The organism is Candidatus Arthromitus sp. SFB-mouse-Japan (assembly GCF_000270205.1).
In the GTDB taxonomy this organism is placed as follows: Bacteria; Bacillota; Clostridia; order Clostridiales; family Clostridiaceae; genus Dwaynesavagella.
This window is the reverse complement of record NC_015913.1, coordinates 471681-484990: the sequence shown is the minus strand read 5'-3', so window position 1 is coordinate 484990 and position 13310 is coordinate 471681. Positions and strand designations below refer to the sequence as shown.

Sequence of the window (13310 nt, the reverse complement as noted above, 5' to 3'; positions counted from 1 at the left end):
CAAGATTTTAATCAACACACTATTCGAATGAAATCTTCTCTAATTCATCTTTAAATGATCTGTAAGGAGTTCCTCCTTCCATACCCTTAACTTTAGAAGAATAAACATTCATATCTTTTCTTTGATACAAGAATAAATAAGGTAAATCCTCTGAAATCTCTTTATATAACTGTGCATACAATTCTTTTCTTTTTGTTGTATCCATTTCATTTAAAGCATCATTCAACAACTTATCAACCGTAGGATTTGAATACCCAACTTTATTATTTGCCCCATTTGAAGCAAATGTAGAAGTTGAATCTGGATCTATATCAAGTGACCAAGCCAAAAATGCTAAATGATAAGAAAATTTCCCTTCTTTAGCTTCACTTTGCTTATCAACTAAAGTTCTAAATTCCATTTGCTCAGCCTTTAATTCTATACCAATTGCTTTATAATTATCAATCATTACAGGAACCAAAACATCATTAACTGGATTTGGAGAAGATGCTAAAAATTTAAGCGATAATTTCACTCCATCTTTTTCCCTTATTCCATCAGATCCAACTTTCCAACCCGCTTCCTCTAAAAGTTGTTTTGCTTTTTCTGGATTATATTCATAATGCGTATAATCTCCATCCTCAGGATAAGCCCAAGAAACCGTAGATTGTGGAATATCTATTACATTCGCCTGTCCTCCAAATGCAGCTTCTACAACTGAACTTCTATCTAAACCATAAGCTAATGCTTTCCTCACATTTAAATCTTGCATAATTGGTTCATTATGATTTATAGCAACATAACCATAGCCCAAAAATTCAACTATATTTGCATTAATAAATCCAAGCTGTTGTAAAAGTAATAAATTCTCTGCAGTAACAGCTACAGTACTAGCCATTATATCTACATCACCATTTTCTAACAATAACATTTGGTTAGTTTCATTTACCACTCTAAATACTAAATTTTTAATCTTTGGAGCACCCTTATAGTAATTTTCATTAGCAACTAAAGTAACTTCTTCTCCATCCTTATAACTTACAAACTTATAAGCTCCGTTACCAAATGGATTCCTATTAAACTTATCTAAATCTTTAGCATTACCTTGAACATAATCAGCACCATATACATGTTTTGCTAAAGGCTTGAGATCTTTTGAAAAATAGGCTAATGTTTTAGCATTTGGTGAAGCCATTGTAACTGAAAAAGTTTTATCATCAATTATTTTAAATCCTTCAATTTCAGTAGATGTACCATCTCTATACGCTTCCCAACCTAATACATTTAAAGTTTCTCTTTCAAATCTTCCTGTATAAGTCTTATCCATTATATATTTAAATGTAAAATCAAAATCTTGTGATGTTATAGGTGTACCATCCTGCCACTTGATATCATCTTTTAAAGTAAATGTATAAGTTTTTCCATCCTCAGATATCTCCGGCATATAAGCAAGTCCTTCTATTATTGTTCCATCATAATTTATTTCAAGTAATGGAGCCCACATAGCATCATTTACATCTGAATCATATTGCGATTCTTCAAGAAGTGGATTAAAAACACCATTTGGACTTATTATTCCAATTATAAGTGTATCTTTTCTATTTGCTGAATTTACAGGTAAAGTTTCTGGTAACATAGCAGATAAATACAAAGTTTCTCTATCATAATTACCAGTACCATTTGTAAGAACTACATTATCAGATGGTTGAATTGCAAAATCAGGATTATCTAATTGACTTGAATCTGATGAAGAACAAGAAGATACAACAAACATAAATCCCAAAACCAATCCCAATATGCTAATTAATTTTCTCTTTTTCATTTATTCCTCCTAAAAATCATAAAAATTAATTAAATTTAATAAATATAAATTTTATATTTATTAAAAATATTTTAAACTAATTTAATACAAATGACATGCAACCTTATGACCATTACCTAAATCTCTTAAAATTGGTATTTCATGTTTACATATATCTTTTACATATAAACATCTCGTATGAAATTTACATCCAGATGGAGGATTAGATGCACTAGGTATATCACCCTTTAATATTATCCTATTATTTTTCCTATCCGGATCAGGTAAAGGAACACAAGATATTAAAGCCTGTGTATATGGGTGTAATGGTTTTTCATATAAATCCTCTTTTTTACCCTCCTCAACCAAAGAGCCTAAATACAAAACACCTACCCTATGACTTATATGTCTCACAACACTTAAATCATGTGATATAAACAAATAACTCAGGTTATACTCTTCCTGAAACTGTTGTAGCAGATTTATTATCTGCGACTGTATAGAAACATCTAATGCCGATACAGGTTCGTCAGCAACTATAAATTCTGGATTCAAAATTAATCCTCTAGCTATACATATTCTTTGACGTTGACCTCCTGAAAATTCATGTGGATATCTTTTCATATGATACTTCGCAAGACCACATATTTCCATAACTTCTCCAACTCTATTATAATACTCTTTCTTGCTATTTACAACTTTATGAGCAATTAATGCCTCTCCTATCAACTCACTAACAGGTTTTCTTGGATTTAGGGAACTAAATGGATCTTGAAATATTATCTGCATCTTAAGTCTAAGTTCCTTCATTTCCTTTCTAGACATACTATGAATATCAATACCTTTAAATCGAACTGTTCCATCAGTTTTATCTAATAATTTAATAACAGTTCTACCTAAAGTTGATTTTCCACATCCTGATTCACCAACAAGTGAATACGTTTCTCCCTTATTTATAGTAAAAGAAACATCATCAACTGCTTTTACATTACCTACAACTCTTTGTAAAACACCATTTTTAATAGGAAAATATTTTTTTAGATTCGTTACTTCAAGAATTCTATTACTACTCATTATTTCCCTCCTTACCCAAAATATAGCAGGAAGCATAATGTGCATCATTAACCTTCACTAGTTCCGGTATACCTTTTTTACACGTATCTTGCCTTCTATCGCATCTATCATAAAAATAACAATAATTTGGGAGCTCCATAGGATTAGGTACCTGCCCAGGTATAGAATATAACTTACTTGTACTACCTTCAAACGTAGGCTTTGACTTCATAAGACCAATTGTATATGGATGCCTCGAATTATTAAATATTTCTCTTACCTTTGCTTTTTCTACAACCTTACCTGCATACATAACAATAACATAATCAGCCATTTCTGCTATAACTCCTAAATCGTGAGTTATCATCATAATAGAAGTTCCAAGCTTTTCTCTCATGTTTTTTATTAAATCTAATATTTGTGCCTGTATAGTAACATCTAATGCCGTAGTTGGCTCATCGGCAATTAAAACCTGAGGATTACAAACTAAGGCAATAGCAATCATTATTCTTTGACGCATACCTCCTGATAATTCATGTGGATACGAATCATAAATCGACTCAGCTCTCGGTATACCAACTAACTTTATCATATCAATAGATCGTTTTTTTGCTTCTTTTTTAGATACTTTATGGTGTATAGTTATTACTTCAGAAATTTGATATCCAATCTTCATAACTGGATTTAAAGATGTCATCGGTTCCTGAAAAATCATGGCTACCTCAGAACCTCTCCTTTTTCTCATTTCTTCTTCTGATAATGTTAAAATATCTATTCCATTTAAATAAATACTCCCTGACTCATACTTAGCTGGAGGAACTGCTAATAATCTCATTAAAGACATAGATGTAACTGATTTACCGCATCCAGATTCTCCTACAATTCCGAGTACTTCACCTTGTCTAATTTCAAAACTAACATCATTTACAGCATTAACTATTCTCTCTTCTACTTTAAAAGAAACACATAAGTTTTTAAATTCTACTATTTTTTTACTCATCAAAATCACCCCTATTTCTTAAGTCTTGGGTCTATAGCATTTCTTAAACCCTCACCGACCAAGTTTATAGACAAAACCGATGCAAATAATAAAACAGTAGGTGGAATCCATAGCCATACTCTCTTAGTTAAATCGAAGAAATTACGTGTGGTTTGTAATAAATTCCCAAGAGATGCATATGGTGCTTGAACACCTAAACCTAAATAGCTCAGACTTGCTTCAAAAATCATCATTGTTCCTAATCCACTTGCTATATAAAGTATTATATAAGGCAATATATTAGGTAACAAATGTCCAAACAATTTCCTGAAAGTCGAAAATCCCAAGGCTTCAGTAGCTTGCATGTACTCCTGCTCTCTTAACAAAAGAACTATACCTCTTATATTCCTACAATAAGTAGTCCAAAATATAAAAGCCAATAATCCTAAAGTTACGTAAATTCTATATTTAGGATTTACCTCTAAATCAGATAAAAATGCAGCCAATATGATAAGTAGTGGAAGTGTTGGTATACTCATCAAAATATCAACAATTCTCATTATAACCATATCAATTACTCCACCATAATAACCTGATACAAGTCCAAAAACCGTTCCTAAAAGTACAGATATAATTGTTGCTGCAAATCCCACAAAAAATGAAAATCTCCCACCTTCGAGAACTCTAGCAAACATATCCCTACCCAGTGCATCCGTTCCTAAAATATGCTGAGAAGATGGAGGTTGATTTTTTGTTAATACATTTATTACAGATGAATCCTGGCTAAAAAATGGGACAATTAAGATTAATATCAAAATTATTGTAAGCATGGCAAATCCAAATATAGCTAATTTGTCTCTCAATAATCTTTTAAACATAATCTTAGTTGGAGATTCAATTTTATAATTCTCTTCATTAAATTTACTATTATTTTTAATAACTAAATCTTTGCCTTCTTTCATAAATCTTAACCTCCTATTTAAGCCTTATTCTTGGATCAACAAATGCGTAAACAATATCAGTCAATAAATTTGAAAAAATAGTCAATATTGCATAGAACATAGCAGATCCCATTAACAAAGGATAATCCCTATTTAAAATAGCTTGATAAGTTATATTACCTATACCAGGCCAACCAAAAACTTGTTCAATTATTATTGATCCACTAAATAGAGTAACAATACCTCCAACGATAATAGGTATTAATGGAATTAATGCATTTCTAAAAGCATGTTTATATATAACAACTTTCTCACTTACTCCCTTCGCCCTTGCTGTCCTTATATAATCTTGCCTTATTACCTCAAGCATGGATGTTTTAACAACTCTTAAGGTGCCTGCTAAACTAAACAAACTTAAAATTATAAAAGGTAGAGCAGTATGAAGCAAAACATCTTTTACATATGCAATCCCTGTATAATTACTCCCTATACTCGTCATACCTATAATCGGCAATCCAAATACAGGAGCCACATATTTTATAGCTATAATACCTAAAACAAATGTTGGTAAAGATGTAAATAGTAATGAAAAAGTAAGAACAAATTTATCTAGTGCTTTACCATGTTTTGTTGATATATATATCCCCAATGGAATTGATACAAACACTGAAAACAAAAATGATAAAACATTCAAATAAAATGAATTCCAAATATATACACCTAATATTGAACTAACAGGCTCCCTATAATTAAGTGATACCCCAAAATCAAATCTTATAGCATTTTTTAACCAGTTGAAATATCTCTGAATAATACTTCCATCAAGTCCATAGAGAGTCCTTAGCTCTTGTATTCTTTCTGGTGTTATACCAGGCTGTGTTGATATTATACCCGACAATGGATCACCTGGCGATGATACATATAAAAAAAATAAAATAAATGATATTCCAAATATTATTGGTATAAATAAGAGTAATCTCCTTATTATATATTGCTTCATTAAGTACACCACCTAAATATTAATAAAAAAATGCCACAACATTAACTTACTACAATAATTGACTCAAAGTAATACGTTAATCAGGGCATCCAGATAACTAATCTTAAATTATAAAAATATAAAATAATTTTTTATATAAACCTTTATGTAATTATTTGGTTCTTTACGTTACAAATATCCTCTCAAGTGACCCTAAATATTAACAAATATGAAACTACTTTTTAATCTATACAAACAAAGTATATTTATACAATTATACTACTTATATAATTAAGTTTCAATGTAATATTTAAATATTAATTAAAGCAAATTAATATTTATACTTTTATAGCTATAAAAACCGTAGTCGCTATAAAAATAAATGGAATAAACGCTAATCTATTATTTTGTAACTTAAAACAATTCTTAATTAAGATCACTATACTTATTATACCAGACATAATTATTGATAAATAGAAAATAAACACTGTAGGTAACACCCCTAGCGTTAAGGCTATTATTAAAAATATGTCAAAATCACCTTCACCCAAAAATTTAAATTTATTTATCAATAAATATAAAAATCCAATTAAAATAATAGTTTCTAAATTAATTCTAATATTTTTTATATCCAAAAAAGATAATATGAAAATAAATAAAGAAAATATAATTATTGGATAAGATAAAACCGTATAAACATAATAAGTTATGTAATCTATAAATGCAAATATATAAATTACTAAAAATAAATAATAATATTTTAAATATGTATAAATCATTATAAAACTAAAATTATCTAAAATCTTAGTTAAAATTACAGTATTAAATACTATAAATAATAAACTACAAAAACAAATCCTAAGTAACAATATCCTATCTTTTAAAATATTTTTGCATATTATGAATATAGAACTATTCTTATCTTTCAATCCAAAAATCTTATAATCTAAACTTCCTATAATCTTCATAATTATAAGATTTAATATGATACTCATTAAAATGCTTAATAAAATACATATAAATACATATGAGATCATATTTACACTCTATTATCTATTGCTTTAGATATAATGTTTTTATTCCCAGAACTATTTGCTATATCTTTAATATCTTTTAGTGTCATCGAATCAGTTATCCATTTAGGCCAATTATTCAAATATTTATATTGTTCATTAATTTTACGAAATTCAGACATTGTCAGAGTATCCGAAACCGCTTCAATCTCACCTTCTATAAACCTATTTAAATTATGCATATCAATTGCATTAACTATAGCACTTGCATCACTTACCTTAGACATTTCCTTAGATCTCTCATATGTAGAAAATAAATTAGGTCCTATTAAAAGTACTATTATAATTATAATAACAAATGATACCATAACCTCTATAATACTAAACCCATCCTTTTTTCTATTTTTAAATTTCATTTTGTTTACCCCCTATTTAAATATCCATAATATATTTAAATATTTTCAACAAAATCTATTTATTATTCAAATTTATGTAGACATTTTTAGTCATTTTTATCTACCATCTCTTTCAATAGCTCCAACTTATCAACATAATAAACACAAAGTTCTAAGATATCTTTTATTATTTCTTCCTTAAGTCCAAACACATCCTTTATTTTTGAAAATTTACTAGATATAGATTGCATACCAGTTCTTAATTCCTGTAATTTATCCCTAACCATCTCAATTTGGGTATATCTTTTATAACTCATTTGCTTTAGTGAATCTAACATACCAAAAGTTTCTTCTGAAGACTCTTTTATTACACTCACATCAGATATATTTTGTATCATTTCATATGAAATCTCTTCTGTCTCATTAGTTATTTCATCTATAGTTTTATTTATGTGTTCCGATGCTTTCTTAGTCTCTTCTGCTAATTTTCTAACTTCATCAGCAACAACTGCAAATCCCTTACCAGCTTCACCAGCTCTAGCAGCCTCAATAGACGCATTCAATGCTAAAAGATTAGTTTGACTTGAGATCTTATTTATAACTTCCGTAAATTTATTTATATCCGTTATTTTGTTATTCAAACTCCCAAAAACTTTGTTAATATTTGAAAAATTCTGAATTAATTTATCAACATTAGATATCAAAAATACAATCTTATCCTCACCTTCTGATACTAATATTTCTTCATCCTTTATAATTTTAAAAATATCTGATATTATCTGATTTAAATTACTATAATCATCTATTCCATCTATTGCTCTCTTTTCTAACGTATCAAACATATTATTTTGAGAATTGGCATATTTTAAAATTTTATCTGCCTTTTCATTAAACTCCACATTCTTTGTATCAATATTTAACAATGCCTTACTAATATTCTCAAAATTATTTTTTTCCTCATTACTTCGACTACTATTACTGTTTACATACTCGAATTCATTATCCTCATCTTTATCTCTTTTATCAATTAAATCTTTATCATATTTAACCTTATTGGGTCCATTTTTTCTCAAAATTCTTTTAAACAAAAACCTCTCTCCTCTAAACAAATCCTATAAATTAATACTATTAATTTGTGCTATATTAAAATTTTTATTACAAGTAAAAACAAAAAAAGGTTTGGATAATCCAAACCTTTAATACATACCATCCATTCCCATTCCTGGAGCTTGTGGCACTTGTTTATCTTTCTCAGGTATCTCTACAACGGCAGCTTCTGTTGTCAAAAATGTAGCTGCAACTGATGCTGCATTTTGAAGAGCTGTTCTTGTAACTTTAGCTGGGTCAACTATTCCATTCTCAACCATATTTATATACTTACCATTTAAGGCATCATATCCAATTCCTTCTTCACTTTGCTTAACTTTATCAATTATTACAGACCCTTCAACTCCAGCATTAAATGCAATCTGCCTAATTGGCTCCTCTAAAGATCTTAAAATTATATTTATTCCTACTTGCTCATCATGCACTTCAGAAGATAAGCCACATATTTTTCTAAGTACATGAACATATGCTGTTCCACCACCTGAAACAATTCCTTCTTCTACAGCTGCTTTAGTAGCTGCTAGAGCATCCTCTATCCTTAATTTTTTCTCTTTAAGTTCAGTTTCAGTAGCCGCTCCAACTTTAACTACAGCAACTCCACCTGAAAGTTTGGCAAGTCTCTCTTGAAGCTTCTCTTTATCAAATTCTGAAGTTGTATCCTCAATTTGTCTTTTAATTTGAGAAACTCTATTAGCTATCTCTTCCTTACTTCCCTTACCATCAACAATTGTAGTATTCTCTTTAGTTATCTTAACACTCTCTGCTCTTCCTAACATATCAACTGTTGTTTCTTTTATATCATACCCTAATTCTTCAGATATAACTTGTGCACCAGTTAATATAGCAATATCTTTAAGCATCTCTTTTCTTCTATCACCAAATCCTGGAGCTTTAACACCAACACATGTAAATGTTCCTCTTAATCTATTAACAACCAAAGTAGCCAAAGCTTCACCTTCTATATCTTCAGCTATTATCAATAGTTTTTTACCTTGTTGCACAATCTGCTCAAGAATAGGAAGTATCTCTTGAATATTAGAAATTTTCTTATCTGTTATTAAAATATATGGATCCTCCAAAGATGCCTCCATTTTTTCCGCATCAGTAACCATATATGGACTTACATAACCTCTTTCAAACTGCATACCTTCAACAACTTCAAGACTAGTTTCCATATTTTTAGACTCTTCAACTGTTATAACGCCTTCATTACCTACTTTTTCCATAGCATCAGCTATAAGCTCTCCAACAGTTGAATCACCTGCAGATATAGATGCAACCCTAGATATATCTTGCTTACCATTTACATTTTTAGAAAGTTTTTTAATCTCCTCAACTGCTGCATCTACAGCTAGTTTTATACCATTTCTTATAAGTATTGGATTAGCACCTGACGTAACGTTTTTAAGACCCTCTCTTATTATAGCTTGTGCTAAAACAGTCGCAGTAGTCGTTCCATCTCCAGCAACATCATCATTAGTTTTAGTCGCAACTTCTTTAACAAGTTGAGCACCCATATTTTCAAACGGATCTTCAAGTTCAATTTCTCTTGCTATTGTAACACCATCATTTGTAATTAGTGGCGAACCAAATTTTTTATCTAAAACAACATTTCTACCTTTTGGTCCAAGTGTAACTTTCACAGTATCAGCCAATATATCTACACCATTTTGCATAGATCTTCTAGCTTCAGCACTAAATAAAATCGTTTTTGCCATTATAAATTACCTCCAAAAATTTATTCAACAACAGCCAATATATCTTCTTGTTTAACTATTATATATTCCTCTTTATCTACCTTAACCTCAGTACCTGAATACTTAGAGATTAAAACTTTATCTCCAACTTTAACTTCCATTTTTATTTCCTTACCATCTATTGTAACCCCACCAGGTCCAACAGCTATAACTTCTGCTTCTTGCGGTTTTTCTTTAGCACTACCCGCTAAAACTATTCCTGATTTTGTTTTTTCTTCTGCTTCCAGTCTTTTAAGAACAACTCTATCTGCAAGTGGTCTTATATTCATTAAATACAACCTCCTATTAAAATAAACATCCTTAATTAGCACTCATTTATCAAGAGTGCTAAAAGCATGTTACTAATATAATTAAATAAACCAAAAATTACAAATTAAATTAAATACCAAAATTAGTCGTTTTTCTTAAATTATTCCATATTTTCAATATTTTACTCAAGTTTTATACTATTTTAAAGATTAATTCATAAAAGTTATAAATCCAAAATATACTACTCTATTTTTTGCTAAGTATTTCTTCATTTATACTATCTATAAATTCCCCTAATCTAACAATGCCTCTATCACCATTGAATCTATCCCTAACAGACACACTTCCTGATTCTTGCTCCTTTTCTCCAACTATCAATAAATACGGAATCTTCTCAATCCTTGCTTCCCTTATTTTATATCCTATTTTTTCATATCTATAATCACATTCTACCCTAATCCCTAAATTTTTAAGCTTATCTGTAACTTTTTTCGCATAATCATTAAATTTCTCAGAAATAGGTAATACCCTAACTTGAATCGGACTCAACCAAGTTGGAAGAGCACCAGCATATTTTTCAATGAGCATGGCAATTGTTCTCTCGTAACATCCTATAGAACTTCTATGAATTATCATAGGATGTTTTTTCTTACCATCTGAATCTATATAAAACATACCAAATCTCTCAGCTAAACTGAAATCTATCTGGATTGTTATTATTGTATCTTCCTTACCATGAACATTCTTAAATTGTATATCAAGCTTTGGTCCATAGAATGCGGCCTCTCCATCTTGTTCTTTATAATTCAGATTAAGATTATCTAATATTTGCTTCATATTATTCTGAGTTTCTTCCCAGACTTCCGCTTCACCTATATACTTATCTTTGTTTTCCTTATCCCACTTTGAAAATCTATAAGTAACATCTTCATTGATTCCGAGGCATTCCATTATGTATTTTACTAAATCTACAGCTGATCTAAATTCATCCTCAAGCTGATCATTTGTGCAAACTATATGTCCATCTGACAAAGTAAATTGTCTTACACGTATAAGACCATGCATTTCTCCAGATGCCTCGTTCCTACTAAGAACTGCCGTTTCACCATATCTTATAGGAAGGTCTCTATAACTTTTGGGAGATGCTTTATATATCATAAACTGAAATGGACAAGTCATAGGCCTCAAAGCAAATACTTCTGTATCCTTCTCCTCATCTCCTAAAACAAACATACCATCTCTATAGTGATCCCAATGTCCAGATATTTTATATAAATCACTTTTAGCAAAAGTAGGAGTCCTAGTAAGAACATACCCCCTCCTCTCTTCTTCATCTTCAACAAACCTCTGAAGAATTTGCATAAGTTTTGCTCCTTTAGGCATAAGAAGCGGTAATCCTTGACCTATAAATTCATTTGTAGTAAAAAATTCAAGCTCTCTTCCTATTTTATTATGATCCCTCTTTTTAGCATCCTCAAGTTTATCTAAATACTCTGTTAACATACTGGCCTTAGGAAATGATATTCCATAAATACGAGTAAGCATTTTATTTTTTTCATTTCCTCTCCAATAAGCTCCAGTAGCACTCAGTAATTTAATTGCCTTAATAGGACCTGTGGATAATAAATGTGGTCCTGAACATAAATCCTCAAATTCTCCTTGTTTATAAAAAGAAATCTCACATTCATCACTTATATCATTTATAAGTTCAATCTTATAAATCTCATTATATTTACTCATTTTACTAATTGCTTCATCTCTATTTAAAACAAATCTATCAATTGATAGGTTATCTTTGGATATTTTTTTCATCTCTTCTTCGATCTTATTAAGATCATCCTGTGAAAAAGGAGTATCTATGTCAAAATCATAGTAAAATCCATTATCAATACTAGGTCCTATCGCGATTTTTGCATCAGGAAATAATCTCTTTACAGCTTGGGCTAACACATGACTCGTAGTATGCCAAAATGCTTGCTTACCATTTTCATCATTAAATGTTAATATATTAACACTACAATCTCTTTCAATTACATATCTCAAGTCTACAATTTTACCATCAATTTCAGCACATGTGGCAATTTTTGCCAAACCATTGCTAATAGACCTTGCAAAGTCAATTACACTTATAGGAGAATCTATTTCCTTTTTAGATCCATCCTTAAGAATAATCTCTATCATAAACCCACACCTCTATACTACTTAATTTTTTGATCCTCAGATAATACATAATCTACTCCAAAAGTATCAATTTCTATTTTATTTATAATTGGTTTGTTTTTAGGAGTATCCCCAAATACCTCTTCATTTGCAATATTTAAAATAATTTCAATACCATCAGTAACCTTTCCAAATGCTGCATAACTCCCATCTAAATGTGGCGAATTACCAACCATTATAAAAAACTGACTCCCTCCAGAATTTGGATCATTTGCTCTTGCCATAGATAAAACTCCAAGTTCGTGCTTTATATCATTTTTAACTCCATTTATCTTAAATTCACCCTTTATAGAGTATCCTGGTCCTCCAACTCCTGATCCTAAAGGACATCCTCCCTGAATTACAAAATCTTTTATAATTCTATGAAAAGTTAGTCCATTATAATATCCTTTATTTACTAAGTCTATAAAATTCGTAACAGTAACTGGTGCAATTTCTGGATATAACTCAAATTTAATTTCCCCAAAATTTTCTATTACCATAACTCCAATAGGATTTTTATTCATAATACAACCCTCCAAATTATTTTTTACCTAAATTTCTTATCAAAACTATCAAATATAAAATCAAACCTGAAACTGATATAAATAATAAACCTTTATCCCAATTTAATAGGGAATAAACCATCAATATAAAATTTAATAATAAAAATGAACCATAAGCTATTAGTCTTCTTTTATTTTTCTTAAAAGTAAACTTTATAATCACTTAAAAAACTATCCTCTCAATTAAATAACTCCATGGTAACACAAACTAACATCATGGTAAATATAAAATTCAATAAATATTTACCACATAAAATAATTTTTTATAAAGAAAATACTAAAACTACAACTA

At 29.6% G+C, this 13310-nt stretch carries 12 protein-coding genes; all 12 read right to left on the bottom strand.

Going from position 1 to position 13310, the window contains the following annotated elements:
• Positions 1-19: 19 nt before the first annotated feature.
• Complete coding sequence (locus SFBM_RS02415) at positions 20-1801, bottom strand: ABC transporter substrate-binding protein (protein ID WP_005806824.1); 1782 nt, start codon at positions 1799-1801, stop codon at positions 20-22.
• Positions 1802-1882: 81 nt separating this feature from the next.
• Entirely contained in the window at positions 1883-2854 is a 972-nt protein-coding gene (locus SFBM_RS02410; protein WP_005806826.1) for an ABC transporter ATP-binding protein, read from the bottom strand.
• A complete protein-coding gene (locus tag SFBM_RS02405; protein WP_014017865.1) occupies positions 2847-3833 on the bottom strand; it encodes an ABC transporter ATP-binding protein in 987 nt (328 codons plus the stop codon). The genes SFBM_RS02410 and SFBM_RS02405 overlap by 8 nt, the downstream gene beginning before the upstream one ends.
• Positions 3834-3844: 11 nt before the next feature.
• Positions 3845-4774: an ABC transporter permease gene (locus tag SFBM_RS02400; protein ID WP_005806829.1), complete on the bottom strand. Its 930-nt coding sequence runs from the start codon at positions 4772-4774 to the stop codon at positions 3845-3847.
• A gap of 13 nt (positions 4775-4787) precedes the next feature.
• On the bottom strand, positions 4788-5753 hold the full coding sequence (locus SFBM_RS02395) for an ABC transporter permease (protein WP_005806831.1): 966 nt from the start codon (positions 5751-5753) through the stop codon (positions 4788-4790).
• A gap of 317 nt (positions 5754-6070) precedes the next feature.
• On the bottom strand, positions 6071-6769 hold the full coding sequence (locus tag SFBM_RS02390; RefSeq protein WP_007440460.1) for a prepilin peptidase: 699 nt from the start codon (positions 6767-6769) through the stop codon (positions 6071-6073).
• Positions 6770-6771: 2 nt separating this feature from the next.
• Positions 6772-7161, bottom strand: coding sequence for a prepilin-type N-terminal cleavage/methylation domain-containing protein (locus tag SFBM_RS02385; RefSeq protein WP_005806835.1), 390 nt, complete (start codon positions 7159-7161; stop codon positions 6772-6774).
• 86 nt (positions 7162-7247) lie between these two features.
• Positions 7248-8228 carry a methyl-accepting chemotaxis protein gene (locus tag SFBM_RS08255; protein ID WP_007440459.1) on the bottom strand — a complete coding sequence of 327 codons (981 nt, stop codon included), beginning with the start codon at positions 8226-8228 and terminating at the stop codon, positions 7248-7250.
• A gap of 108 nt (positions 8229-8336) precedes the next feature.
• Complete coding sequence (gene groL, locus SFBM_RS02375; RefSeq protein ID WP_014017864.1) at positions 8337-9965, bottom strand: chaperonin GroEL; 1629 nt, start codon at positions 9963-9965, stop codon at positions 8337-8339.
• A 20-nt stretch (positions 9966-9985) separates the two neighbouring features.
• The gene (gene groES, locus SFBM_RS02370; protein ID WP_005806841.1) at positions 9986-10273 is read right to left on the bottom strand and encodes a co-chaperone GroES; all 288 of its coding nucleotides are present in this window, start codon (positions 10271-10273) and stop codon (positions 9986-9988) included.
• A gap of 226 nt (positions 10274-10499) precedes the next feature.
• Positions 10500-12434, bottom strand: a complete 1935-nt coding sequence (gene thrS / locus SFBM_RS02365; RefSeq protein ID WP_005806843.1) for a threonine--tRNA ligase — start codon at positions 12432-12434, stop codon at positions 10500-10502.
• 17 nt (positions 12435-12451) lie between these two features.
• Positions 12452-12979, bottom strand: a complete 528-nt coding sequence (locus tag SFBM_RS02360) for a peptidylprolyl isomerase (RefSeq protein WP_005806845.1) — start codon at positions 12977-12979, stop codon at positions 12452-12454.
• Between the last annotated feature and the right edge of the window lie 331 nt (positions 12980-13310).

What these genes read in the sequence shown, in the direction of transcription:
- SFBM_RS02415 (WP_005806824.1), bottom strand. Translation starts at nt 1,801, where the DNA reads ATGAAAAAGAGAAAATTAATTAGCATATTGGGATTGGTTTTGGGATTT.
- SFBM_RS02410 (WP_005806826.1), bottom strand. Translation starts at nt 2,854, where the DNA reads ATGAGTAGTAATAGAATTCTTGAAGTAACGAATCTAAAAAAATATTTT.
- SFBM_RS02405 (WP_014017865.1), bottom strand. Translation starts at nt 3,833, where the DNA reads ATGAGTAAAAAAATAGTAGAATTTAAAAACTTATGTGTTTCTTTTAAA.
- SFBM_RS02400 (WP_005806829.1), bottom strand. Translation starts at nt 4,774, where the DNA reads ATGAAAGAAGGCAAAGATTTAGTTATTAAAAATAATAGTAAATTTAAT.
- SFBM_RS02395 (WP_005806831.1), bottom strand. Translation starts at nt 5,753, where the DNA reads ATGAAGCAATATATAATAAGGAGATTACTCTTATTTATACCAATAATA.
- SFBM_RS02390 (WP_007440460.1), bottom strand. Translation starts at nt 6,769, where the DNA reads ATGATCTCATATGTATTTATATGTATTTTATTAAGCATTTTAATGAGT.
- SFBM_RS02385 (WP_005806835.1), bottom strand. Translation starts at nt 7,161, where the DNA reads ATGAAATTTAAAAATAGAAAAAAGGATGGGTTTAGTATTATAGAGGTT.
- groL (WP_014017864.1), bottom strand. Translation starts at nt 9,965, where the DNA reads ATGGCAAAAACGATTTTATTTAGTGCTGAAGCTAGAAGATCTATGCAA.
- groES (WP_005806841.1), bottom strand. Translation starts at nt 10,273, where the DNA reads ATGAATATAAGACCACTTGCAGATAGAGTTGTTCTTAAAAGACTGGAA.
- thrS (WP_005806843.1), bottom strand. Translation starts at nt 12,434, where the DNA reads ATGATAGAGATTATTCTTAAGGATGGATCTAAAAAGGAAATAGATTCT.
- SFBM_RS02360 (WP_005806845.1), bottom strand. Translation starts at nt 12,979, where the DNA reads ATGAATAAAAATCCTATTGGAGTTATGGTAATAGAAAATTTTGGGGAA.